This window comes from Pseudomonas sp. Pseusp10 (assembly GCF_059492225.1).
This window is the reverse complement of sequence record NZ_CP168528.1, coordinates 506109-529007: the sequence shown is the minus strand read 5'-3', so window position 1 is coordinate 529007 and position 22899 is coordinate 506109. Positions and strand designations below refer to the sequence as shown.

Below are 22899 nucleotides of genomic sequence, written 5' to 3'. Positions count from 1 at the left end.
CAATGTCCAAGAAGATTCACGTAACCGACACCATCCTGCGCGACGCCCACCAATCGCTGCTCGCGACCCGCATGCGCACCGAAGACATGCTGCCGATTTGCGACAAGCTCGACAAAGTCGGCTACTGGTCGCTGGAATGCTGGGGCGGCGCGACATTCGACGCCTGCGTACGCTTCCTGAAAGAAGACCCGTGGGAGCGTCTGCGCCAACTGCGCGCCGCGCTGCCTAACACCCGCCTGCAAATGCTGTTGCGCGGCCAGAACCTGCTGGGCTACCGCCACTACAGCGACGACGTGGTCAAAGCTTTCGTCGCCAAGGCAGCGGTCAACGGCATCGACGTATTCCGCATCTTCGACGCCATGAACGACGTGCGTAACCTGCGCGTGGCCATCGAAGCGGTAAAAGCCGCCGGCAAACACGCCCAGGGCACCATCGCCTACACCACCAGCCCGGTGCACACCATCGAGGCCTTCGTGAACCAGGCCAAGCAAATGGAAGCCATGGGTTGCGACTCGGTGGCGATCAAGGACATGGCCGGTTTGCTGACCCCATACGCCACCGGCGAGCTGGTCAAGGCTCTGAAAGCCGAGCAATCGCTGCCAGTGTTCATTCACTCGCACGACACCGCTGGCCTGGCCGCGATGTGCCAAATGAAGGCTATCGAAAACGGCGCCGACCACATCGATACCGCAATCTCCAGCTTCGCTTGGGGCACCAGCCACCCGGGCACCGAGTCGATGGTCGCAGCGCTTAAAGGCAGCGAGTTCGACACCGGCCTGAACCTGGAACTGCTGCAAGAGATCGGTCTGTATTTCTACGCTGTACGCAAGAAGTACCACCAGTTCGAAAGCGAATTCACCGCCGTTGACACCCGCGTTCAAGTCAACCAGGTGCCGGGCGGGATGATTTCCAACCTGGCCAACCAGTTGAAAGAGCAGGGCGCACTCAACCGCATGAACGAAGTGCTGGCCGAAATCCCGCGGGTTCGCGAAGACCTCGGCTTCCCGCCGCTGGTGACCCCGACCTCGCAGATCGTCGGCACCCAGGCGTTCTTCAACGTGTTGGCCGGCGAGCGCTACAAGACCATCACCAACGAAGTGAAGCTGTACCTGCAGGGCGGCTACGGCAAGGCGCCGGGCACCGTGAACGAACAACTGCGTCGCCAGGCCATCGGCAGCGAAGAAGTGATCGACGTGCGTCCGGCCGACCTGCTCAAGCCGGAAATGACCAAGCTGCGCGCCGATATCGGTGCACTGGCCAAGTCTGAAGAAGACGTGCTGACCTTCGCCATGTTCCCGGACATCGGGCGCAAGTTCCTTGAAGAGCGGGCTGCGGGCACCCTGACGCCGGAAGTGCTGTTGCCGATTCCTGAAGCCGGCGGCGTTGCCTCGGCTGGTGGTGAGGGCGTACCGACGGAGTTCGTCATCGACGTGCACGGCGAAACCTACCGCGTCGACATCACCGGTGTTGGCGTCAAGGCCGAAGGCAAGCGTCACTTCTACCTGTCCATCGACGGCATGCCGGAAGAAGTGGTGTTCGAGCCGCTCAACGAATTCGTCGGCGGCGGCAGCAGCAAGCGCAAGCAAGCCACTGCACCGGGTCATGTCAGCACCACCATGCCGGGCAACATCGTCGACGTGCTGGTCAAGGAAGGCGACACCGTCAAGGCGGGCCAGGCCGTGTTGATCACCGAAGCGATGAAGATGGAAACCGAAGTCCAGGCGGCCATCGCCGGTAAAGTCACCGCCATTCACGTGGCCAAGGGCGACCGGGTCAACCCGGGCGAGATCCTGATCGAGATCGAAGGCTGAGTTAACAGCCTCGATACAACGCTTTAAACCTCGGGGGGGCATGTGCTCCCCTTTTTTTATCCATGGCAAAGCAAGAGCTTGTGGGAGTCAGCGCGCCTTGGATGCGTTGGGCTGGAGGCTTGATAAAGCGACGCGTTGAAGATCAAAGGATCGCAGCCTTCGGCAGCTCCTACAGGATATACACCGACCCTGTAGGAGCTGCCGAAGGCTGCGATCCTTTGCTTTTGATGCTTTTAGCCGCGGCACTCAACGAGGCTTTTCAACTGCCCCGACCCCGTCTGGTTATCATCACTCAACCACTTCTCAAACCCGGCCCCAATCGCCGGCCATTCCGAATCCAGAATCGAGTACCACGCCGTATCGCGATTCTGCCCCTTGACCACCATGTGCTGGCGAAACACACCCTCAAAACTGAAACCCAAACGCTCGGCCGCATATTTGGAGCGGGCGTTGGCGTTGTTGCATTTCCATTCCAGGCGACGGTAGCCGAGGGCGAAGGATTCCTTGGCCAGCAGGTAAACCGCCTCGGTGCTTTTCGGTGAGCGCTGCATTGGCGCACCGAAGGTGACGTGGCCGATTTCGATGCGGCCCTGGGCCGGGACGATGGACATCAGGCTGAGGATGCCCTGGACCTCTCCGCTGGCGCGATCGATCACGCTGAAGAAGTAGGGATCGCTATTGGCCAAGTGGTTGTTCAGCCAGTCGTTGAAGGCACTGCGCTCCGGGAAGGGGCCGTATGGCAGATAGTCCCAAAGTTTCGGGTCAGCGCCCGGGCCTTGCAGGGCTTTGAACAGGTCGTCGCCGTGGCGCGCCGGCTCGAGTTTTTCCAAGCGGATGAAGCGTCCTTCGATCAGTTGTGTCGTGGGGGCCGGGACGCCTTTCCAGTTGGCGAGTGAAGTCGACATGTTGTTCTCCTTGAACCTTAAATGGCTTTGCGAAACTGGATGAAACCGGGGCGTTCTGCAATGCGCTCGTAGAGCTGGATCGCGGTGGCGTTGGTTTCGTGGGTCAGCCAGTGGACCTTGTTGCAGCCGTCGGCCTTGGCCGTGGTGTAGACGAATTCGATCAACTGGCGGCCGACGCCGGTGCCACGGGTTTCCGGGACCACCAGCAAGTCTTGCAGGTAGCAGGAGTTTTCGATGGCCCAGTTCGAACGATGGTAGATGAAATGCACCATGCCCACCGCTTTGCCATCGGCCCAGGCGAGGGCGGCGTGGGTTGGTTCGTTCGGATCGAGCATGCGCTGCCAGGTGCTATGGGTGACGGCCTCCGGCAATTCGGTTTTATAGAAGCGCAGGTAGGCCTGCCACAGCGGTAACCAGGCCGCGTGATCACCGGCGGTGACTTGGCGAATGTCGATTTGACTCATGGTGACTTCCTTAGCGCATCAATTGGGCGAGGGTTTGGTCGTTGACGTCGGGGCTGGCGGCCAGGCCTTTGCGCACGCCGGCGATGTCGGCGGGGCTGCGGTTCTGGCTGAGCTTGCGCTTGCCTTCCAGACGGTCGATGGGAATGGCGAAACCGACAATGGCCTTGAGCATGCCGTCGATGTAATCGGCGGGGGCATCGGCCACTGACCACGGTTGGGCGCGGCCAGCTTCATGGCGATCGGTGAGGGTGCTGACGATGTCGAGCAGCCGCCCGCCATCGCTGAAGGTTTCAGCTCGGCCATAGGCGTGTACGGCGACGTAGTTCCAGGTTGGCACGACTTTGCCGTGTTCGGCCTTGCTCGGGTAGAAGCCGGGGCTGACGTAGGCGTCGGCACCGGCAAAAATCAGCAGAGCTTCGGCGCCGTCGCGCAGGTCTTTCCACTGTGGATTGGCTTTGGCCAGATGCCCGTACAACGTGCCGTTCGAACCTTGTTCGCAATGCAGCAGCACCGGCACATGACTGGCTTGCAGGCCGCTTTCGCCGTGGGTCACCAATATGGCGAGACGGGTGGCGAGGATCAGTTCATGCAGTTGGGACAACTCGTCGATGGCAAAAGCGCGTGGCGTGTACATGGAGAAATTTTCCTTGGCGAATGCCTGCATCCTAGGCAGGCTATTGGTCTGTTGTAAGAGCCATTAATGACCAATTTTATAGGTCCAATGCCATGTCGGATTCTCAGTCGCTGTCCTTGTCGTTCAATCCTGCGGGGATTGAACTTGATCGCCGTCAGGGGTTGAGCCGCCAGCTCTATCAGGCGCTGCGCATCCGTGTGCTCGACGGTCGGCTCGCCAGTGGCACGCGTCTGCCGGCCAGTCGTGACCTGGCGACGGCATTGGCGATTTCCCGCAACAGTGTGGTCCGTGCCTACGATCAGCTGTATGCGGAAGGCTTCATCGAGGGGCGGGTGGGCGACGGGACTTATGTCGCCCAATTGCCGCAAAGTGCATTACCGGCAGAAAAACTATCCACAAAAGTATCCACAGGGTTGTCAACAGGCTTACCCACAGCCTTATCCACAAATTGGCTGGATTTACCTGTTGATTCATCCAGCAAAGTTATCCACAGCGGCGCGTTGGGGCGGGTTGAAAAGAACCATTTGGCACTGCCGCCGAGTGGTCCGCCCCGCGCATTTCGGGTCGGTGTTCCGGCGTTCGATCTGTTTCCATTCGAGGTCTGGGCCAAGCTGAATGCGGCTTTCTGGCGCAAACCGGATTTGCAGCAGCTGTGTTACGGCGACCCGGCCGGCGATGCGCGCTTGCGTGGAATGATCGCCGCGTATTTGCGCAGTTCCCGTGGCATGCAGTGCACGGCTGAACAAATTGTGATCACCAGTGGCGCGCAGCAGGGGATCAGTCTTTGTGCACAGCTGCTGGTGGAGCCCGGTGACGGGGTGGCGATTGAAAATCCGGGGTATCGGGCGGCCGGTCATGCGTTCGCCGTGGCGGGTGCCCGGTTGCATGGAGTCGCGGTGGATAGCGAGGGTATCGACTGTGGCGCACTGGCACAGCTCGGCGATTGTCGTCTGACCTACGTCACACCGTCCCATCAGTACCCCACCGGGGTGGTGATGAGCCTGGCTCGCCGCCTGGAGTTGCTGGCCTGGGCCGAACGCACGCAGGGCTGGATCGTCGAGGATGACTATGATGGCGAGTACCGCTACAGCGGTGCGCCGCTGGCGCCTTTGGCGGCACTGGATCAGCAAGGCCGGGTGCTCTACGTCGGCACGTTCGGCAAAGTGGCGTTTCCGGCGTTACGCCTGGGTTACCTGGTATTGCCGGCAGGGCTGGTGCAGGCGTTTGCCCAACGCCGTGCCGTGGACGTACGCCATTCCGAGGTCAGTACCCAGGCGGTGATGGCCGAATTCATGGCGGCCGGGCACTTCCAGCGGCATATCCGCCGCATGCGGCGTGCGGCATTGAGTCGGCGCAATACTTTGCTCAGCGGTTGGCCGCGGGATATTCCCGGTGTCGGCCAGTTACCCACGATTGCCGCCGGACTGCACATGACCGTGCCTGTCGAGAGCGTGGCGCGCGAGCGTGAGCTGATCGAACTGGCGAACAGCGTCGATGTCGAGATCAACGGTTTGAGCAGTTATTGGCTGCCGCAATCCACCCCCCCGATGGATCAACGCGCCGGTCTGGTGTTGGGCTTTGCCGCGGTACCCGAAAAGGCAATCGAGGCGGCACTGCAACGGTTGCGGGCGGTGTGGCGTACCGGCTGAAGCGCGGGCAAAAAAAGACCTGCGTAAACGCAGGTCTAGATGATGACGGGAACGACGCGGTTATCAGGTCCCGGACTTGATCTTGGTCCAGGCCCGGGTCCGCGCACGTTCGGCATCGCGGGGCAATGGCTGCAGGGTGTAGAGCGTGCCCATCGCCGTGTCGGTCGGGTACAGGTTCGGGTTGTTGCGGATCGCCGGGTCGACCATTTCCGTGGCGTCCTTGTTCGGGTTCGGGTAGCCGACGAAGTCACTGACCGGCGCAATCACCTGGGGTTGCAGCAGGTAGTTGACGAAGGTGTAGGCGTCTTCCGGATTTTTCGCACCCTTGGGGATGGCGAGCATGTCGAACCAGATCGGCGCGCCTTCTTTCGGCAAACGCATGTCGACGACCACACCGTTCTTGGCTTCCTTGGCTCGGTTGGCAGCTTGCGAGAAGCTGCCGGAATAACCGACCGCGACGCAGATGTCACCGTTGGCAATGTCGGCCATGTACTTGGACGAGTGGAAGTAGGTGATGTACGGACGGATCTTCATCAGCAGCGCTTCAGCCTTGTCGTAGTCCGCAGGCTTTTTGCTGTTGGGGTCCAGGCCAAGGTGTTGCAGGGCCAGCGGCAGGATCTCCGACGGCGAGTCGAGAAGAGCGACGCCGCACTGCTTGAGCTTGCTGATGTTCTCTTCCTTGAAGATCAGGTCCCAGCTGTCCACTGGTGCGTTGTCGCCGAGCACGGCCTTGACCTTGTCCGGGTTGAAGCCGATCAGGATGGTTCCGTACATGTACGGCACGGCGAATTTGTTGCCCGGGTCGTTGGCCTCGATCAGCTTCATCAGCTTGGGGTCGAGGTGGTTCCAGTTCGGCAGTTTGCTGCGGTCCAGGGGCTGGAATACACCCGCTTCGATCTGCTTGGCGAGGAACACGTTGGACGGCACCACCACATCGTAGCCGGAGTTGCCGGTCAGCAGTTTGGCTTCCAGCGCTTCGTTGGTGTCGAAGATGTCGTAGACCAGTTTGGTCTGAGTGTTCTGCGCCTTGAAGTCTTCCAGGGCCTTGGGGGTGATGTAGTCGAACCAGTTGTAGACGCGCAACGTTCGTTCTTCCGCGTGCACGGCACCGCTGAGCACCATTGCACTCAGGGCAGGCACGATAAAACGCTTGAGCCTTTTCATTGTTCTAATTCCTCATCGAGCGCTTTCAAAACCTTCGAGAACGTTCACGGCGTTGATGCCGATTTCTTCGACCGCGTAACCGCCTTCCATCACGAAAAGCGTCGGCACGCCGAGCTTCGCGATGCGCTTGCCCATGGCCAGGTAGTCCGGGCTGTCGAGCTTGAATTGCGAGATCGGGTCGTCCTTGAAGGTATCGACGCCCAGGGACACGACGATGATGTCGGCACCGTAGTTTTCGATCTCTTTGCAGGCCTGTTCCAGTGCAGCACTCCAGGCGTCCCAGCCGCTGCCGGCGGGTAATGGGTAGTTGAAGTTGAAACCTTCACCGGCGCCTTCGCCCAGCTCATCTTCATAGCCGAGGAAGAACGGAAACTCGGCTTCCGGATGGCCGTGGATCGACGTGAACAGCACGTCGCTGCGTTCGTAGAAAATCGATTGGGTGCCGTTGCCGTGGTGGTAATCGACATCGAGGATCGCGACCTTTTTGTGGCCCTGATCGAGGAATGCCTGGGCGGCGATGGCGGCGTTGTTGAGGTAACAATAACCGCCCATCAAGTCGCCAGCGGCGTGGTGTCCCGGTGGACGGCAGAGGGCGAAGGCGCTGTGGGCGCCGCGTTGAATTTCTGCTTGGGCGGTCAATGCCACTTGCGCCGCGCTGTACGCCGCTTGCCAGGTGCCGGCGGTGATTGGCGCGCCGCCGTCGAAACTGTAATAGCCGAGTTGACCGTGCAGGCTAGTCGGTTTGATCTGGCGCAAGGTACGGGCGGGCCAGGTGTAGGGCAGCAAGTCACCGTCAGTGTTGAACTCGGTCCAGCGGGCCCAGGCGCCTTTGAAGAAGTCGAGGTAGTCGTGGCTGTGAATGCGCTCGATCGGCCCGAGGCCGAAATCCTTCGGCGCTTCGACCGGGCCCAGGTTTTGTTTCTGCACCCGTGCCAGCACATGATCGGCCCGGGATGGCATCTCGAAGCAGGGCTTGAGTTGTCCGTCGATAAGTTCGCAACGGCCGTGGTGCAGGTGGTGATCGTCCGAGTAGATCGTCAGCATTTTCTTGTTCTCCGCAGGCTGGTTCGGTTGCACACAGTCTTGCGGTGCAGACGGTTTAGGAGAACGGCAGGAAAGGCCAAAAGGGGATCGAAATGGCCAAAACATTTGACCGAAATTCGCCCCTTACTTGCACGGCTGAGTTCCAGGTGAGTACATGAAATGTTAAACCTGTGGGAGCGGGCTTGCCCGCGAAAGCGGTGTTCCAGCCAATGGAGATGTATCAGTTGTACTGGCCTCTTCGCGGGCAAGCCCGCTCCCACAGGGTTAGCCGTGTGGCCTGAACTGACTCGGCGCCACACCACTCCAGCGTACAAAGGCATGGCGAAAACTCGCGGTCTCGCTGAAGCCCAACGCTTCGGCAATCTGATAGATCGGCAATTGATCCTCGCAAAGCATTTGCTTGGCCTGCTCAAAGCGCAGTTCGTCGAGCAGCTCCTGATAGCTGCAACCCATGTCCTTGAGATGCCGGCGCAAGGTCCGCGCCGAACAGTTCATTTGCTCGGCCAGCCCCTCCAGCCCCGGTGCCGCATTCAATTGCGCGCTGAGCAATTGGCGGATCCGTCCCAGCCACGCCTGGCGCCCGGTGAACTCGATGTTCTGTTTGCGGCAGCGTTCGGCCATGGCTTGATGGGTGATGACATCGGCCAGCGGCAGTGGCTGGTCGAGCCAGCGCTTGTCGAAGGCGAAGGCATTGTTACGCGCGCCGAAGTGCAAAGGGCAGTTGAAGTGTTCGGCGTAGCTTGATTCGTAGTCGGGCGCGGCATGTTCGAAGCGTGCGCCGAGCAAGGGCAGGGGATGGCCGAGCAGGTCGTCGCAGGTGACCTTCAACGACACCAGGCAGAACTCGGCGTTGAATACTGCCATGGCCGGGCTCTCGCGGTAATCGGCGGCGGCGAACCAGATGCGCTCGCCATCGTCTTCCAGGCTCAACTCGAAAAGTGTTCCCAGCAGCGCCGGATAGCGCATCGCCAGACGCAAAGCGTCACCGAAGGTGGCACTGGTGAGCAGGGCGTAACCGAGCATGCCGTAGCAGGAAACGTGCATCCGCCGGCCCAGTTCCAGGCCGATGTCACGCTTGAGGGCAACGGCGTTGGCGCAGACCTGCATCTCCTGATTGGTGGTGATGCGCGTGTCGGCACGGTTCAGATCCGCCGCACTGATGCCGCTACCGGCCAGCAGCGCTTCGCTGGACAAGCCTTCGACCTTGAAGGCGTCGAGTACCAGGGAGACCGCGTTGAGCGTGGTGAGGTGGGAGTGGAGCATAAGGACTTCCAGCCTTGGGATAGCTGGAATGCGGAGCAAGTTGTATGCCGGACGAGCAAGACTGGTGATGTCCCAGTGGGAGCGAGCTTGCTCGCGATGGCGTCTGGTCAGTCCATACAAAGGATGAATGAACTACCGCTATCGCGAGCAAGCTCGCTCCCACAGGTTTTGTGTTTTGTCAGCTCAACTCGCCGCAAAGGTCGAGTTCAACGAGTTGACGGACTTCTTGCGGATCAAGCCCTGCACCCAGCAACCCATGCAACTTGCCAAACGCCGCCTCACGGGTCATGCCGCCACCGGACAACACCCCAACGCCACGCAAGCGACTGCCAGCCTCGTACACGTCCAGCTTGACGCCGCCTTCATGGCACTGCGTCACCGCGACCACCACCACGCCATTGTCGCGCGCACGGCCGAGGCTGGCGAGAAACCCGGGGTTGTCACTCGGCCCGGTGCCGCTGCCGTAACACTCCAGTACCAGGCCCTGAATGCCGCTGTCGAGCAAACCATCCAGCACCTCGGCGCTGATGCCGGGAAACAGCGGCAGCACCGCGACGTTGGCCAATTGCCTGGGCTGGTTGTAGTTCAGCTGCGACGCAACCGAAGTCGCCTTCACTCCGCCACCCTGACGCTCCAGGCGCTTGAACGGATGACGGCCAAAACTGCGTACCTTCGCGCAACGGGTCGGGTCCAGCAGTTCGCCGTGGAAGTACAGATGCACGCCCGGCGCCAGGCCTTGGCCCAAGGCGACCAGTGCGCCACTGAGGTTTTCCCAGGCATCGCTGTCGGTCACACCGGCCGGCAACATCGAGCCGGTGAAGCACACGCGGGCATGCAGGCCGAGCAACTGGAAGCTCATGGCGGCGGCGCTGTAGGCCAGAGTGTCGGTGCCATGCAGGATCAACACGCTGTCGCAGCCCTGCACATCCACAGCGTCGACTACCGCTTCACGCAGTTGCTGCCAATACGCAGGAGTCATGTTCGCGCTGTCGATCAGCGGTGACATCTCACGAAAGCGCCACTGCGGCACCACCAGCTCGGGTTGGCTGTGCAGGTAGTCACGCATCCGCGCTTCGAAACCGGACGCCGGGGCCAGGCCATGGGCGCTGGCCTGCATGCCGATGGTGCCGCCGGTGTAGAGCACCATGACGTGCTGGGCGGCAGGATAGGTCGACAAATTCATGAAGATTCTCCGAGAGGAAGAGTTCCTGTGGGAGCGAGCTTGCTCGCGATAGCGGTATGTCAGACATCGCTATGTTGACTGACAGTGCGCCATCGCGAGCAAGCTCGCTCCCACAGTTTTTCGAACTTTAACTGACGGGCGCGCGAGATGCGCCCGTCATTCACCTGTCAGCGTTGCGCTGCGGGTACACCTTGCGGCTCAACCTCAGTCTTGCCGGCAGCGGCAGGGGGATTGGCCGGCCAGGCCTGGCGATCCAGATCCAGATCCGGGAACCTGGCGGAGTCGAACACCGGGGTCTTGATCCCGGCGGCGCGCTGGTCATCGTAGTCACGCAGGATGCGCATACCGACCTTGAACAGCAGGAACAGCGCGATCAGGTTGACGAACGCGAGCATGGTCATGGTGATGTCGGCGAAGGCGAACACGGTGCCGAGGTTTTCGATGGCACCCCAGAAAATCAGCACCAGTACCAGCGCGCGATAGCCCATCAGTGCCTTGCGGTTTTCGCCGATCAAAAAGCGCAGGTTGCTCTCGCCCAGGTAGTAGTTGTAGAGGATCGAGGTGAACACGAACAACGCCAGTGCCACGGAGATGAACATCCGGCCCCAGTCACCGACCACGGCGGCCAGCGAGTTCTGGGTCAGGGCAATGCCGTCGCCCTCGAAGCCCGGGGTGTAAAAACCGGAGAGCAGGATCAGCAACGCGGTGCAGGTGCAGATCACGAAGGTATCGAGGAACACGCTGAACGCTTGAACCACGCCTTGCGCCACCGGGTGTTCGACCGCCGCCACCGCCGCCACGTTCGGCGCACTGCCCAGGCCCGCTTCGTTGGCGAACACGCCACGCTTCACACCCATGATGATGGCGCTGCCAATCAGGCCACCGAACGCTTGATCCAGGCCGAAGGCGCTTTTGACGATGGTCATCAGCATGCCCGGCACCTGATCAAACTGCAGCACGATCACGTAGATGGTCACGCCGATGTACACCAGGGTTTTCACCGGCACCAACAGGTCAGCGACCTTGGCGATGCGCTTGATCCCGCCAATGAACACCAGGCCCAACAACACGGCCAGGCCGATGCCGGTGTAGGTGGTGTCGAGGCCGAACGCGTTGTTCAGCGAGTGGGTCACAGCATGGGATTGCAGGCCGTTGAAGGCGAAGCCGAAAGTGATCAACAGCAGGAATGCCATGATCATTCCCAGCCAGCGTTTTTGCAGGCCGTACTGGATGTAATAGGACGGGCCGCCACGGAATTGGCCTTCGGAATCGCAGCGCTTGTAGAGCTGGCCGAGGGAGCATTCGAAGAAGCTGCTGGACATGCCGACCAGTGCGGTCACCCACATCCAGAACACGGCACCGGGGCCGCCGAGGGTCACGGCGATGCCGACACCGGCGATGTTGCCCGCACCGACACGGCCGGCGAGGCTGAGCATCAGGGCCTGAAACGAACTGAGTTGTCCGGCGCTGCTTTTGAGGCTGTCGCGGAACACCGCGAACATGTGGAAGAAGTGACGCAATTGAACGAAACGCGAGCGGATCGTGAAGTAGCTACCGAGCCCGACAATGAGCACGATCAGTACTTTCCCTGAGAGGAAGTCGTTAATGACTTCGAGCATGGATTATTCCTCGCTGTTTTTTGTGTAGGCAAATGTTGGCCGGACAGACACATCGAGTTACACCCCTTGGCGCACGGCACAACGGGCGGTACGAAGTTCGTCCCGGTTTCATATCGCGGGTTTGTTATTAGTTCGGGTTTCGCATGGGTTGTGGCCTCGCTACCGACGACCGCTCACGCGAAGAGGGGCGGCACTATACCGATGACAGTGCCGTCCGTCTGCACGGTTGTGGTGCAAGCGGTGAAACGAAGGCTTTGAAACACCTGACATTTTTGCTGTCAGGCTATGTGGGAGCTGCTCTTGGTGGGAGTGGGCTTGCTCGCGAAAGCGATCTATCAGACACATCATTGTTGAATGTGCCGCCGCCTTCGCGGGCAAGCCCGCTCCCACATTGGTCAGTCCCCAGACATACGGTTCTCAGGATCAAACAGTTAAAAAAAAGGGCCTGGAGAGTGATCTCCAAGCCCTCAAAAGGTGAGAGGTGTCTAGTCCCTCGACCTGGTGAGCGGTGCTACGGGTAACGCGTCGGGTTATGCCTTCAGAGGCACCAGACGCGGAGCAATCATGTTTTCCGGGCGCAGGATGTCGGCGAGCATGGCTTCGTCGAGCAGGCCTTCTTCGCGCACCAGTTCCAGCACGCCGCGGCCGCTTTCGAGGGCGATACGGGCGATGCGGGTGGCGTTTTTGTAGCCGATGTACGGGTTCAGTGCGGTAACCAGACCGATCGAGTGCTCGACCAGTTCACGGCAGCGGGCTTCGTTGGCGGTGATGCCGACGATGCAGTGCTCGCGCAGCATGTCCATGGCGCGTTGCAGCAGGCGGATCGAATCGAGGATCTTGAAAGCGATCAGCGGTTCCATCACGTTCAGTTGCAGCTGGCCGCCTTCGGCCGCCATGGTCAGCGCCAGATCGTTACCGATGACCTGGAAGGCCACCTGGTTAACGGCTTCCGGAATAACCGGGTTGACCTTGCCTGGCATGATCGAGCTGCCTGGCTGACGTGCCGGCAGGTTGATTTCGTTGATGCCGGTGCGTGGGCCGCTGGAGAGCAGGCGCAGGTCGTTGCAGATCTTCGACAGCTTGACCGCAGTGCGCTTGAGCATGCCGGAGAACAGCACGAAGGCGCCCATGTCGGAGGTAGCTTCGATCAGGTCGGCGGCCGGAACCAGCGGCTGACCGCTGATCAGGGCCAGGCGCTGTACAGCCAAGGCCTGATAGCGCGGGTCGGCGTTGATGCCGGTGCCGATCGCGGTGCCGCCCAGGTTCACTTCAGTCAGCAGTTCCGGGGCCAGCGTCTTCAGACGGGCCAGGTCTTCGCCCATGGTGGTGGCGAAAGCACGGAACTCTTGACCCAGGGTCATCGGCACGGCGTCTTGCAGCTGGGTACGACCCATCTTCAGGACGTGGTTGAATTCTTCACCCTTGGCCGCGAACGCCTGAATCAGGCTGTCGAGGCTGGCGAGCAGGGCATCGTGACCGAGCAACAGACCCAGACGGATCGCCGTCGGGTAGGCGTCGTTGGTCGACTGCGCCATGTTCACGTCGTCGTTCGGGTGCAGGTACTGGTATTCGCCTTTCTGGTGGCCCATGGCCTCCAGCGCGATGTTGGCGATCACTTCGTTGGCATTCATGTTGGTCGAAGTGCCAGCACCGCCTTGAATCATGTCCACCACGAACTCTTCGTGGAAGTCGCCGCGGATCAGACGTGCACAGGCTTCGCTGATGGCAGCGTGCTTGGCTTCGCTCAGGTGACCCAACTCACGGTTGGCGTCAGCAGCGGCCTGTTTGACCATGGCCAGACCGACAACCAGTTTCGGGTAGTGCGAAATCGGAACGCCCGAAAGGCGGAAATTATTCACCGCTCGCAGGGTCTGGATACCGTAATACGCTTGAGCCGGTACTTCGAGGGCGCCAAGCAGGTCATTTTCTGTGCGGAATGATGCAGCGGAGGACATGATAGAAATCATCTCAATATGGACCCGGTCTGTGCCGGAACGCTGTGAATGCTAGGCTTGTGCGAAATTTTGGGCCAATGCTGTTAAACACTAGCCTATGCACATTCGGCATAATGCCCGTGTGACGCCGCGTTGACGGCAAGCGTGCGACCTAAATTGGTGCGTGTCCGGGAGGACGTGATGAATCTGGAAAGTAAATGGCTTGAGGACTTCAGTGCCCTGGCCGCCACCCGCAGCTTCTCCCAGGCCGCGGAACGACGCTTCGTGACCCAACCGGCCTTCAGCCGACGGATCCGCAGCCTCGAAGCCGCGTTGGGACTGACTTTGGTCAACCGTTCACGCACGCCGGTCGAGCTGACGGCGGCAGGGCAATTGTTTCTGGTCACTGCGCGCACCGTGGTCGAACAGCTTGGCGAAGTGCTGCGCCATCTCCATCATCTGGAAGGCGGGCAGGGCGAGGTGATGCAGGTCGCCGCCGCTCACTCGTTGGCGCTGGGTTTTTTCCCGCGCTGGATCGCGCAATTGCGCAACGAAGGCTTGAACATCGCAACGCGACTGGTCGCGACCAACGTTGGTGACGCCGTGCATGCCTTGCGTGAAGGCGGCTGCGATCTGATGCTGGCGTTCTACGACCCGGACGCGGCGATGCAGATGGACCCGGAAATTTTCCCGTCGCTGCACCTTGGCCACACCGAAATGCTGCCGGTCTGCGCGGCGGACGCCGATGGCAAACCGCTGTTCGATCTGGAAGGCGAAGGCAGCGTACCGCTGCTGGCGTACAGCGCCGGTGCGTTTCTCGGGCGTTCGGTGAATGGTTTGTTGCGCCAGCGTCAACTGCGGTTTACCACGATCTACGAAACCGCCATGGCCGACAGCCTGAAAAGCATGGCCCTGGAAGGCCTGGGCATTGCCTGGGTACCCCAGCTCAGCGTGCGTGCCGAGCTGGCGCGCGGTGAACTGGTGGTATGCGGCGGCCCGCAATGGCATGTGCCGCTGGAGATCCGCTTGTATCGCTGCGCACTGGTACGCAAGGCCAACGTGCGGTTGTTGTGGCGCAAATTGGAGGGCGGGGCAGCGGGTTCTACCGCTTGACGGCCCGCGAAGAGCGAAATCCATGTTTTTTTCGCTCCTCGCTGCCGCATGATTCAACATGGTTCAAGCGTGTTCTTCGAGATACTTGCGGATGTTTTCCCTGTTTCTGTCGCTGAAACGCTTGGCATTTCCTCTGAGAGACGATTCAAGCGAACCAGATACCATGATGGTTTCGTCCCACCAGCCGTTGTAGTAAACCTCGAAGTCCTCATGTTCTGCCCCGAACATGTGACCCACTTCATGAGCTGGCGTCTGGTCGCCGTTAATCGATGCAATTGCACAGTTGCCGGTTTGAGCTGCAATCCCTGCAACGGTACTGCTGAGGTTGTCACGTGTGAGCAGAAGAAACTTTTGGGTGTAATGGTCGTAGTCGTCGTCGGGGTAGAAATTTAAATATTCGTCGACTTTTAGTTGCCAGGAATAGAGAGCGTGGTCAGGTGTGTCTACTTTATAACTGTGGTCTCCGAGGCGCCGTGAGTCCGCAGCTTGTACGAAAACCATCCCGAATGGTCTGCCGGAGAGCGTTTCGAATTCCGTTTTCAACCATTTGAAATGGTTTTCGTAAATATCGTCGAAATCATGATCTGATAAATCTTTATGAATAATAACAATCAGCACTAGTGGGCGTGGCATGGGAGACATTCCTATGGTTTTGAAAAGTGGCGTTGGGCGCCAATTAAATAGCTCGTTGCTGTAAGTAAATAAGAACGAGGTTCTGTGCAAATAAGTCTTCTAATGTCGCGCTATATATATCATCATCATTCAATAGCAACTTATGGAGTGTTTTATATTTTATTTCTGAAGTGAGAATTTATAAATTTACGGAAGTTGATCATTTAAAGTCCCTTAATGTTTTTGAGGAATTCTTGATTCTCAAGTCAATAAAGGTGCCGTTTAGTAGTAAACGACAGCTGGTCGCAAGGGGGCTGTTTATCTGCCGTATTGCGGTATACTGCGCGGCCTTCGGCCGGTTCGCCCCGGCCATAATTCGTACAATCAAGCCACGCATCCTGCGTGGCTTGTTGTTTTTTGATGCGCCTGCGGGCGCCCAGAGAGAAGAGGCACGACGATGAGTGCACTGGTTGGCGTGATCATGGGCTCCAAGTCCGATTGGTCCACCCTTAGCCACACCGCCGATATGCTGGAAAAGCTCGGCATCCCCTACGAGGTGAAAGTGGTTTCTGCCCACCGCACCCCGGACCTGCTGTTCCAGTACGCCGAAGAGGCCGAAGCACGAGGCATCGAGGTGATCATCGCCGGTGCTGGCGGCGCGGCCCACTTGCCAGGCATGTGTGCAGCCAAGACCCACTTGCCGGTGCTGGGCGTGCCGGTTCAGTCGGCCATGCTCTCGGGCGTTGATTCGCTGCTCTCCATTGTGCAGATGCCTGCGGGCATTCCTGTTGCCACCCTGGCCATCGGCAAGGCCGGTGCGATCAACGCCGCGCTGTTGTCGGCGAGTATCCTTGGCGCCAAGCACCCGCAGTTCCACGCGGTGCTGAAAACCTTCCGTGCTGAGCAGACAGACAGCGTCCTGGAAAATCCAGACCCACGCATCGCCTGAGGTTGTTGACGATGAAGATCGGTGTAATCGGTGGCGGCCAGTTGGGTCGCATGTTGGCGCTGGCGGGCACTCCGCTGGGCATGAACTTCGCTTTTCTGGACCCGGCTCCGGACGCTTGTGCTGCTGCATTGGGCGAACATCTGCGCGCCGATTACGGCGACCAGGATCACCTGCGTCAGCTGGCCGATGAAGTCGATCTGGTGACCTTCGAGTTTGAAAGCGTCCCGGCCGAGACTGTGGCCTTCCTGTCGCAATTCGTCCCGGTCTACCCGAGCGCCGAAGCCCTGCGCATCGCCCGCGATCGCTGGTTCGAGAAGAGCATGTTCAAGGACTTGGGGATTCCTACTCCGGCGTTCGCTGACATCCAGTCCCAGGCCGATCTGGACGCCGCCGTGGCTTCCATCGGTCTGCCGGCGGTGCTGAAGACCCGTACCCTGGGTTACGACGGCAAGGGTCAGAAAGTCCTGCGCACCCCTCAAGATGTGGTCGGCACCTTCGCCGAGCTGGGCAGCGTCGCCTGCCTGCTGGAAGGCTTCGTGCCGTTCACCGGTGAAGTCTCGCTGATTGCCGTGCGTGCCCGCGACGGTGAAACCCGCTTCTATCCGCTGGTGCACAACACCCACGACAGCGGCATCCTCAAGCTGTCCGTGGCCAGCACCGACCACCCGTTGCAAGCCCTGGCCGAAGATTACTCCAGCCGTGTGCTCAAGCAGCTGGATTACGTCGGCGTGATGGCGTTCGAATTCTTCGAAGTCGACGGTGGCCTCAAGGCTAACGAAATCGCCCCGCGCGTGCACAACTCCGGGCACTGGACCACCGAGGGCACCGAGTGCAGCCAATTCGAAAACCACCTGCGGGCCGTTGCCGGTTTGCCGCTGGGTTCGACCGCCAAGGTCGGCGAAAGCGCGATGCTCAACTTCATCGGTAAAGTGCCGGACGCCGAGAAAGTCCTGGCCATCGCCGATTGCCATCTGCATCACTACGGCAAGGCGTTCAAGGTCGGCCGCAAGGTCGGGCACGCCAACCTGCGTTGTGCGGACCGCGAGACGCTGGCTGCGCAGATCCTAAAGGTCGAAGCGCTCATCGCCGAATAGTTTCATGTGGCAGCGGCGGAACCATTCAGGGACCGCCGTTCTCTCATGGCAGGATGCCAAAGTCTGGCTAGGCTATAGCCAATCAATCAGAGGGAAATGCCATGGGAATTATCGGAACCATCTTTATCGGCTTGATCGTCGGCCTGCTGGCGCGGTTCCTGAAACCGGGCGATGACAGCATGGGCTGGATCATGACAATCCTGCTCGGTATCGGCGGTTCGCTGGCGGCCACTTACGGCGGTCAAGCCGTGGGTATCTATCAGGCCGGCCAGGGCGCAGGCTTCATCGGTGCGTTGGTGGGTGCCATTGTGTTGCTGGTGATCTACGGGCTGATCAAAAAGAACTGATCCAGGCGACAAAGCCCTCTCCGCCAAACCGGTCGGGAGGGCTAGAATGCTCGGCGTTTCCTGTTCTTCCCTTTACCGAGCACCTTCATGCGCCGTCTTTTGTTGACTCTTGTTTTATTGGGTTCGGGCCTTGCCCATGCCGGCGAACTGCCGGAAACCGACTGGCTCGAATTGATGCCCAAGTCGGACCAGAAAGCCCTCGAGGCCATGCCCGAAATCGACCACAACTCCCCCGAAGCCAATGGCACTTTCACCGACAAGGGTGGGATGAAGCAGGCCAAAGGCTTGCCGGCGGTGATGTACTCGACCAAGACCGTTGCGTCGATGAACGACAAGAACATCCGCATTGGCGGTTACCCAGTGCCGTTGGAGTCCGACGCCAAGGGTCGCAGTACGTTGTTCTTCCTGGTGCCGTACCCGGGCGCCTGCATTCACGTACCGCCGCCACCGCCCAATCAGCTGGTGCTGGTGCGCTATCCAAAGGGCCTGAAGCTGAACGACATCTACACACCGCTGTGGGTCACCGGCACGCTGAAAATCGAGAAGGTCAGCAATGACCTGGCTGATGCGGCATATGCGCTGGATGCGGAGAAAGTCAGAGTAGTAAAAGAATCAGACTTGTAGAGATTCAAATGTGGGAGCGGGCTTGCTCCGGGCGGCGTTCCGACGAAGGCGGTGTAACAGGCAACGATGATGTTGAATGTTATGGCCCCTTCGCGAGCAAGCCCGCTCCCACATTGTTTTCGTGGTGTTGTTTAGAGCGGTTTGCTGCCGATACTCACACCCAGGGTATGGCTCGCCCCTGGTTTCAGGTTCACCACATCGTCCATCACGTTCGCCGTCTCGATGCACAGCATGCGCTGCCAGCCGTCGTCGGCCATGTCGCTGAACGCGGCGGCGCGGTCGATCCACGGGTTCCAGATCACCGCCGTACGCGATCCGCTGCTGGTCAGTACGATGCGTCGCTCCCAGGCCGGATCGACGATGCTCAACTGCGGCGGGACGTCGAGGTAGATGCGATCGGTCTCGCCGGTAAAACGCAGATCACCGGTCTGGGTCACGGTTTTCCAGTTGTCCAGGGTTTCGATGTAGTTGAGGCCGTCCACACCTTCGACGTGCACGTCGCGCACATCGCTGACGGCAAAGTAGCTGTGCAGCGCCTGGCTGATGCTGACGGTTCCAGAACCCCGGTTGTGGCTGGTCAGATGGATGTGCAATTGCTCGTCGAGGCGGATGCTCAGCGTCAAATCCACCTGGTGCGGCCAGCCGGGAAAGCCACCTTCGGGGTAGGGCAGGAGGAATTCGACCTTCAGGCTTTCGCCTTCGGCTTCGATGCCGCCCAGTTCCCAATCCATCGCTCGCACGAAGCCGTGAGCCGACGGCGCTTCACCGCTGACACGCATCGCCTGCACGCTTTGCGGGTTGCGCGCAAAGTTGCCGAACCACGGCCAGCACACCGGCACGCCGGCACGGATGCTCTTGCCGGTCTTGAACACGGCCTCGTCGTTGAGCCAGATCAGCGGCGGTTGGCCGGTCAGTTGATAACTGAGGATGTGCGCACCTTGCTGGGCCACCAGTAATTCGGCCTGCCCGTGGCGGATACGCCAGCAGTTCAGTTCATCCAGTTTTACGGCTTCAACATTGGGCGTGCTCATGGGACAGCTCTCGATCAGTAACGTGGACGACTATCGACCGCAAAACGGCTACCAGGTTTAGAAGCTCTTTATCGAGCCCTGGGCGGAACCGAACGGGTGCGGCCGCTGCCGTCGATGGCAACGAACACAAACACCGCTTCGGTTACTTTACGCCACTCGCTGGACAACGGATCGTCGCTCCAGACCTCGACCATCATCTTGATCGAGCTGCGGCCGATTTCCAGGGCTTGGGTATAAAAGGAGAGCTGAGCGCCCACCGCCACCGGAACCAGAAAGGCCATGCGGTCGATCGCAACGGTGGCAACGCGTCCACCGGCGACCTTGCTGGCCATCGCGGTGCCTGCCAAATCCATCTGCGCCACCAGCCAGCCGCCGAAAATATCGCCAAAGCCGTTGGTTTCGCGAGGAAGTGCGGTGATTTGCAGGGCCAGGTCGCCTTGCGGGATCGGATCTTCTTGTTCGAGCTCTATCATGCCGGGGGGCCTCTGACCCGTGACTCTTCGTTGGTATTGCTGGTGGTAGCCGTCTTCGGGAAAAACGATTCAGCACCGAACATACTACGTTCGTCACGTTTTCCATAAGGCGCCTAAAGGGAAACTCTGCGAAATCGCCTATGAACCTGACAGGCGCTTTCGCACAGCAACCCCTCAAAAACCGGTGCAGGCTTTGAGTATATCGGTCAGTAGACTCCGCGACGACCGTCCGGTTCTCATTTTGACCGTCAAAAACGCACCTCTATGTGCTTTTTCGAACAATTTGCTATCGTGCCGGACCTGCCCAAACCTCAGCCAGCGTTGTTGAGGTTGCAGATCCGACTATAAGAGAAGCCCTTGCCATGACCACAGCGCCCTCGAGCATCGCGCAGCCAGACCAACCCGCACGTCCGCTGACCCGCAACGATTACAAGACTCTATCGCTGTCTGCCCTGGGCGGCGCGCTGGAGTTCTACGACTTCATCATTTTCGTGTTCTTCGCCACGGTGGTGGGCAAGCTGTTCTTCCCGGCGGACATGCCCGAGTGGCTACGCCTGATGCAGACCTTCGGCATCTTCGCCGCCGGCTACCTGGCACGGCCGCTGGGCGGCATCGTGATGGCGCACTTCGGCGACCTGCTGGGTCGCAAGAAAATGTTCACCCTGAGCATTTTCATGATGGCGGTGCCGACGCTGATCATGGGTTTGTTGCCGACCTATGCGCAGATTGGAATGTGGGCACCGATCCTGCTGCTGTTGATGCGGGTGATTCAGGGCGCGGCCATTGGCGGTGAAGTGCCGGGAGCGTGGGTCTTCGTTTCCGAACACGTTCCGCAACGTCATGTCGGTTATGCCTGTGGCACCCTGACCAGCGGCCTGACGGCGGGCATCCTTTTAGGCTCCCTGGTCGCCACGGCGATCAACAGCATTTATACCCCGGTGGAAGTGGCGGATTACGCCTGGCGTATCCCGTTCCTGCTGGGTGGCGTGTTCGGCCTGTTCGCGGTGTACCTGCGTCGCTGGCTGCACGAAACCCCGGTGTTCGCCGAACTGCAACTACGCAAAGCCCTGGCTGAAGAAGTGCCGTTGCGTGCGGTGCTGCGTGACCATCGTGGCGCCATCGCCATTTCGATGCTGCTGACCTGGTTGTTGTCCGCTGCCATCGTGGTGTTGATCCTGATGACGCCAACTGTGTTGCAGACGGTCTATCACTTCTCGCCAACAACGTCCCTGCAGGCGAACAGCGTGGCGATCGTGTTCCTGAGTTTTGGTTGCATCATCGCTGGCGCACTGGCGGATCGCTTCGGCGCGGGGCGAGTCTTCGTCCTTGGCTGCACGGCGTTGCTGGCCAGTTCCTGGACCTTCTATCACAGCCTGGCCGATCATCCCGACTGGCTGTTTCCGATGTACGCGGTGACCGGTCTGCTGGTCGGCACCATCGGCGCGGTGCCCTACGTGATGGTCAAGGCTTTCCCGCCAGTAGTGAGATTCAGTGGCTTGTCGTTCTCCTACAACGTGGCCTACGCCATTTTCGGCGGCCTGACACCCATGATCGTCAGCCTGTTGCTCAAGGAAAGCGCGATGGGGCCTGCCTATTATGTGGCGGTGCTCTGTGGTGTCGGGATTCTGGTGGGGGCTTATCTCTGGAAGAAGGGTCGTTGATCTCGACTTTTTTATCGTCTGTACCGGCCCAATCGCGAGCAGGCTCGCTCCCACATTTGGAATGCATTTCAACTGTAGGAGCGAGCCTGCTCACGATTGAGGGCGCCACGAATCATCCAGTAGAAACCCGAATACTGGCCATTCATCCAATTGTCATATTTCAGCCATAGAGTGTTCACACGGCCTGCTGATACTTGGCCCCGACTTAACACACCCTATCTGCTAGGAGTAAGGCATGAAACTGAAGCGTTTGATGGCGGCAATGACTTTTGTCGCTGCTGGCGTTGCGACTGCCAATGCGGTTGCCGCTGTTGACCCTGCTATCCCGAGCTACACCAAGACCACTGGTGTGTCGGGCAACCTGTCCAGCGTTGGTTCCGACACCCTGGCCAACCTCATGACCCTCTGGGCTGAGAACTACAAAAAAGAATACCCGAACGTAAACATCCAGATTCAGGCCGCTGGCTCCGCCACTGCGCCACCTGCGTTGACTGAAGGCACCTCCAACCTGGGCCCGATGAGCCGCAAGATGAAGGACACCGAACTGGCTGCCTTCGAGCAGAAGTACGGCTACAAGCCAACCGCTATCCCGGTTGCCGTGGACGCCCTGGCTGTATTCGTCCATAAGGACAACCCGATCCAGCACCTGACCATGGAACAGGTCGACGCGATCTTCTCGTCCACTCGTCTGTGCGGCGCTAAAACCGAAGTCAAAACCTGGGGTGACCTGGGCGTGACCGGCGACCTGGCCAACAAGCCGGTTCAACTGTTCGGTCGTAACTCGGTATCCGGCACCTACGGCTACTTCAAGGAAGAAGCCCTGTGCAAAGGCGACTACAAGCCTAACGTGAACGAACAACCAGGTTCGGCTTCGGTCGTTCAGTCGATCAGCTCCTCGCTGAACGGCATCGGTTACTCGGGTATCGGTTACAAAACCGCTAGCGTGAAAACCGTTGCTCTGTCGAAGAAAGGCAGCACCGAGTTCATCGAAGACACCGAAGAAAACGCCCTGAACGGCAAGTACCCACTGTCCCGCTTCCTGTACGTATACGTCAACAAAGCCCCGAACAAGCCTCTGGCCCCGCTGGAAGCCGAGTTCGTGAAACTGGTTCTGTCGAAACAGGGCCAGGAAGTTGTAGTGAAAGACGGTTACATCCCACTGCCGGCCAAAGTAGCTGCCAAAGCTCTGGCTGACCTGGGTCTGGCGGAAGGCGGCGCTGAAGTCGCAAAAAAGTAACAAATTGAGTCCGAGGTGAACCCCTCGGACTCACATGGGGGCGGCAGGAGCCGCCCCCATACACCTCAAATTCTCTATCCACTGCTGG

The 22899-nt window shown here is 59.7% G+C and carries 21 protein-coding genes; 9 read left to right on the top strand and 12 right to left on the bottom strand.

The genetic code is table 11. The features are described from left to right. Positions 1 to 2: 2 nt before the first annotated feature. Positions 3 to 1811, top strand: a complete 1809-nt coding sequence (gene oadA, locus ACEN8Z_RS02430; RefSeq protein ID WP_495596667.1) for a sodium-extruding oxaloacetate decarboxylase subunit alpha — start codon at positions 3 to 5, stop codon at positions 1809 to 1811. Between the two features lie 233 nt (positions 1812 to 2044). Here the strand turns inward: oadA and ACEN8Z_RS02425 are convergent, their stop codons facing one another. The 3 genes from ACEN8Z_RS02425 to ACEN8Z_RS02415 are packed head-to-tail and all read right to left on the bottom strand — an operon-like array spanning position 2045 to position 3814. After that, complete coding sequence (locus ACEN8Z_RS02425) at positions 2045 to 2716, bottom strand: GNAT family N-acetyltransferase (RefSeq protein ID WP_495596666.1); 672 nt, start codon at positions 2714 to 2716, stop codon at positions 2045 to 2047. Positions 2717 to 2733: 17 nt separating this feature from the next. Beyond that, positions 2734 to 3180 carry a GNAT family N-acetyltransferase gene (locus ACEN8Z_RS02420; RefSeq protein WP_495596665.1) on the bottom strand — a complete coding sequence of 149 codons (447 nt, stop codon included), beginning with the start codon at positions 3178 to 3180 and terminating at the stop codon, positions 2734 to 2736. A gap of 10 nt (positions 3181 to 3190) precedes the next feature. Beyond that, entirely contained in the window at positions 3191 to 3814 is a 624-nt protein-coding gene (locus ACEN8Z_RS02415; protein ID WP_057712705.1) for an FMN-binding negative transcriptional regulator, read from the bottom strand. Positions 3815 to 3906: 92 nt separating this feature from the next. Here ACEN8Z_RS02415 and pdxR point away from each other — a divergent pair, with 92 nt between their 5' ends. After that, positions 3907 to 5463, top strand: a complete 1557-nt coding sequence (gene pdxR / locus ACEN8Z_RS02410) for a MocR-like pyridoxine biosynthesis transcription factor PdxR (protein ID WP_495596664.1) — start codon at positions 3907 to 3909, stop codon at positions 5461 to 5463. 63 nt (positions 5464 to 5526) lie between these two features. Here the strand turns inward: pdxR and ACEN8Z_RS02405 are convergent, their stop codons facing one another. From ACEN8Z_RS02405 to aspA, 6 genes are all read right to left on the bottom strand, one after another. Continuing rightward, positions 5527 to 6627, bottom strand: a complete 1101-nt coding sequence (locus ACEN8Z_RS02405) for a polyamine ABC transporter substrate-binding protein (RefSeq protein WP_495596663.1) — start codon at positions 6625 to 6627, stop codon at positions 5527 to 5529. A gap of 12 nt (positions 6628 to 6639) precedes the next feature. Further along, on the bottom strand, positions 6640 to 7671 hold the full coding sequence (locus tag ACEN8Z_RS02400; protein ID WP_495596662.1) for a histone deacetylase family protein: 1032 nt from the start codon (positions 7669 to 7671) through the stop codon (positions 6640 to 6642). 264 nt (positions 7672 to 7935) lie between these two features. Then, a complete protein-coding gene (locus ACEN8Z_RS02395) occupies positions 7936 to 8934 on the bottom strand; it encodes an AraC family transcriptional regulator (RefSeq protein ID WP_007995831.1) in 999 nt (332 codons plus the stop codon). 178 nt (positions 8935 to 9112) lie between these two features. Beyond that, positions 9113 to 10117, bottom strand: coding sequence for an asparaginase (locus ACEN8Z_RS02390; RefSeq protein ID WP_495596661.1), 1005 nt, complete (start codon positions 10115 to 10117; stop codon positions 9113 to 9115). A gap of 167 nt (positions 10118 to 10284) precedes the next feature. Next, positions 10285 to 11736, bottom strand: coding sequence for an alanine/glycine:cation symporter family protein (locus ACEN8Z_RS02385; RefSeq protein ID WP_007995829.1), 1452 nt, complete (start codon positions 11734 to 11736; stop codon positions 10285 to 10287). Between the two features lie 530 nt (positions 11737 to 12266). Beyond that, the gene (gene aspA, locus ACEN8Z_RS02380) at positions 12267 to 13691 is read right to left on the bottom strand and encodes an aspartate ammonia-lyase (RefSeq protein WP_003229645.1); all 1425 of its coding nucleotides are present in this window, start codon (positions 13689 to 13691) and stop codon (positions 12267 to 12269) included. A 180-nt stretch (positions 13692 to 13871) separates the two neighbouring features. Between aspA and ACEN8Z_RS02375 the strand changes: the two genes are divergently transcribed. Continuing rightward, positions 13872 to 14783 carry a LysR substrate-binding domain-containing protein gene (locus ACEN8Z_RS02375; protein WP_495596660.1) on the top strand — a complete coding sequence of 304 codons (912 nt, stop codon included), beginning with the start codon at positions 13872 to 13874 and terminating at the stop codon, positions 14781 to 14783. A gap of 63 nt (positions 14784 to 14846) precedes the next feature. On the opposite strand, the gene ACEN8Z_RS02370 is transcribed toward ACEN8Z_RS02375, so the two are convergent. Beyond that, on the bottom strand, positions 14847 to 15416 hold the full coding sequence (locus ACEN8Z_RS02370) for a hypothetical protein (protein ID WP_495596659.1): 570 nt from the start codon (positions 15414 to 15416) through the stop codon (positions 14847 to 14849). Positions 15417 to 15852: 436 nt separating this feature from the next. Here ACEN8Z_RS02370 and purE point away from each other — a divergent pair, with 436 nt between their 5' ends. From purE to ACEN8Z_RS02350, 4 genes are all read left to right on the top strand, one after another. After that, complete coding sequence (gene purE / locus ACEN8Z_RS02365; RefSeq protein ID WP_007971731.1) at positions 15853 to 16344, top strand: 5-(carboxyamino)imidazole ribonucleotide mutase; 492 nt, start codon at positions 15853 to 15855, stop codon at positions 16342 to 16344. Between the two features lie 11 nt (positions 16345 to 16355). Continuing rightward, positions 16356 to 17438 (top strand): 5-(carboxyamino)imidazole ribonucleotide synthase, encoded by a 1083-nt coding sequence (locus tag ACEN8Z_RS02360; protein WP_007995828.1) that lies wholly within the window; start codon positions 16356 to 16358, stop codon positions 17436 to 17438. Positions 17439 to 17539: 101 nt separating this feature from the next. Next, the gene (locus tag ACEN8Z_RS02355; protein WP_057398954.1) at positions 17540 to 17785 is read left to right on the top strand and encodes a GlsB/YeaQ/YmgE family stress response membrane protein; all 246 of its coding nucleotides are present in this window, start codon (positions 17540 to 17542) and stop codon (positions 17783 to 17785) included. Positions 17786 to 17872: 87 nt separating this feature from the next. After that, the gene (locus ACEN8Z_RS02350; RefSeq protein WP_085716179.1) at positions 17873 to 18409 is read left to right on the top strand and encodes a DUF3299 domain-containing protein; all 537 of its coding nucleotides are present in this window, start codon (positions 17873 to 17875) and stop codon (positions 18407 to 18409) included. A 131-nt stretch (positions 18410 to 18540) separates the two neighbouring features. Here ACEN8Z_RS02350 and ACEN8Z_RS02345 read toward each other — a convergent pair whose 3' ends face one another. Both ACEN8Z_RS02345 and ACEN8Z_RS02340 read right to left on the bottom strand, forming a co-directional pair. Beyond that, positions 18541 to 19440 carry a D-hexose-6-phosphate mutarotase gene (locus ACEN8Z_RS02345; protein ID WP_495596658.1) on the bottom strand — a complete coding sequence of 300 codons (900 nt, stop codon included), beginning with the start codon at positions 19438 to 19440 and terminating at the stop codon, positions 18541 to 18543. A 68-nt stretch (positions 19441 to 19508) separates the two neighbouring features. Further along, the gene (locus ACEN8Z_RS02340; RefSeq protein ID WP_007942704.1) at positions 19509 to 19913 is read right to left on the bottom strand and encodes an acyl-CoA thioesterase; all 405 of its coding nucleotides are present in this window, start codon (positions 19911 to 19913) and stop codon (positions 19509 to 19511) included. 362 nt (positions 19914 to 20275) lie between these two features. On the opposite strand from ACEN8Z_RS02340, the gene ACEN8Z_RS02335 reads away from it, so the two are divergent. Next, positions 20276 to 21574 carry an MFS transporter gene (locus ACEN8Z_RS02335; protein ID WP_495596657.1) on the top strand — a complete coding sequence of 433 codons (1299 nt, stop codon included), beginning with the start codon at positions 20276 to 20278 and terminating at the stop codon, positions 21572 to 21574. A 235-nt stretch (positions 21575 to 21809) separates the two neighbouring features. After that, a complete protein-coding gene (locus ACEN8Z_RS02330; RefSeq protein WP_007992839.1) occupies positions 21810 to 22811 on the top strand; it encodes a phosphate ABC transporter substrate-binding protein PstS in 1002 nt (333 codons plus the stop codon). The last annotated feature ends 88 nt before the right edge of the window (positions 22812 to 22899 follow it).

Excerpts from the sequence above, each read along its gene's own strand:
- oadA (WP_495596667.1), top strand. The coding sequence starts at position 3 with ATGTCCAAGAAGATTCACGTAACCGACACCATCCTGCGCGACGCCCAC.
- ACEN8Z_RS02425 (WP_495596666.1), bottom strand. The coding sequence starts at position 2,716 with ATGTCGACTTCACTCGCCAACTGGAAAGGCGTCCCGGCCCCCACGACA.
- ACEN8Z_RS02420 (WP_495596665.1), bottom strand. The coding sequence starts at position 3,180 with ATGAGTCAAATCGACATTCGCCAAGTCACCGCCGGTGATCACGCGGCC.
- ACEN8Z_RS02415 (WP_057712705.1), bottom strand. The coding sequence starts at position 3,814 with ATGTACACGCCACGCGCTTTTGCCATCGACGAGTTGTCCCAACTGCAT.
- pdxR (WP_495596664.1), top strand. The coding sequence starts at position 3,907 with ATGTCGGATTCTCAGTCGCTGTCCTTGTCGTTCAATCCTGCGGGGATT.
- ACEN8Z_RS02405 (WP_495596663.1), bottom strand. The coding sequence starts at position 6,627 with ATGAAAAGGCTCAAGCGTTTTATCGTGCCTGCCCTGAGTGCAATGGTG.
- ACEN8Z_RS02400 (WP_495596662.1), bottom strand. The coding sequence starts at position 7,671 with ATGCTGACGATCTACTCGGACGATCACCACCTGCACCACGGCCGTTGC.
- ACEN8Z_RS02395 (WP_007995831.1), bottom strand. The coding sequence starts at position 8,934 with ATGCTCCACTCCCACCTCACCACGCTCAACGCGGTCTCCCTGGTACTC.
- ACEN8Z_RS02390 (WP_495596661.1), bottom strand. The coding sequence starts at position 10,117 with ATGAATTTGTCGACCTATCCTGCCGCCCAGCACGTCATGGTGCTCTAC.
- ACEN8Z_RS02385 (WP_007995829.1), bottom strand. The coding sequence starts at position 11,736 with ATGCTCGAAGTCATTAACGACTTCCTCTCAGGGAAAGTACTGATCGTG.
- aspA (WP_003229645.1), bottom strand. The coding sequence starts at position 13,691 with ATGTCCTCCGCTGCATCATTCCGCACAGAAAATGACCTGCTTGGCGCC.
- ACEN8Z_RS02375 (WP_495596660.1), top strand. The coding sequence starts at position 13,872 with ATGAATCTGGAAAGTAAATGGCTTGAGGACTTCAGTGCCCTGGCCGCC.
- ACEN8Z_RS02370 (WP_495596659.1), bottom strand. The coding sequence starts at position 15,416 with ATGCCACGCCCACTAGTGCTGATTGTTATTATTCATAAAGATTTATCA.
- purE (WP_007971731.1), top strand. The coding sequence starts at position 15,853 with ATGAGTGCACTGGTTGGCGTGATCATGGGCTCCAAGTCCGATTGGTCC.
- ACEN8Z_RS02360 (WP_007995828.1), top strand. The coding sequence starts at position 16,356 with ATGAAGATCGGTGTAATCGGTGGCGGCCAGTTGGGTCGCATGTTGGCG.
- ACEN8Z_RS02355 (WP_057398954.1), top strand. The coding sequence starts at position 17,540 with ATGGGAATTATCGGAACCATCTTTATCGGCTTGATCGTCGGCCTGCTG.
- ACEN8Z_RS02350 (WP_085716179.1), top strand. The coding sequence starts at position 17,873 with ATGCGCCGTCTTTTGTTGACTCTTGTTTTATTGGGTTCGGGCCTTGCC.
- ACEN8Z_RS02345 (WP_495596658.1), bottom strand. The coding sequence starts at position 19,440 with ATGAGCACGCCCAATGTTGAAGCCGTAAAACTGGATGAACTGAACTGC.
- ACEN8Z_RS02340 (WP_007942704.1), bottom strand. The coding sequence starts at position 19,913 with ATGATAGAGCTCGAACAAGAAGATCCGATCCCGCAAGGCGACCTGGCC.
- ACEN8Z_RS02335 (WP_495596657.1), top strand. The coding sequence starts at position 20,276 with ATGACCACAGCGCCCTCGAGCATCGCGCAGCCAGACCAACCCGCACGT.
- ACEN8Z_RS02330 (WP_007992839.1), top strand. The coding sequence starts at position 21,810 with ATGAAACTGAAGCGTTTGATGGCGGCAATGACTTTTGTCGCTGCTGGC.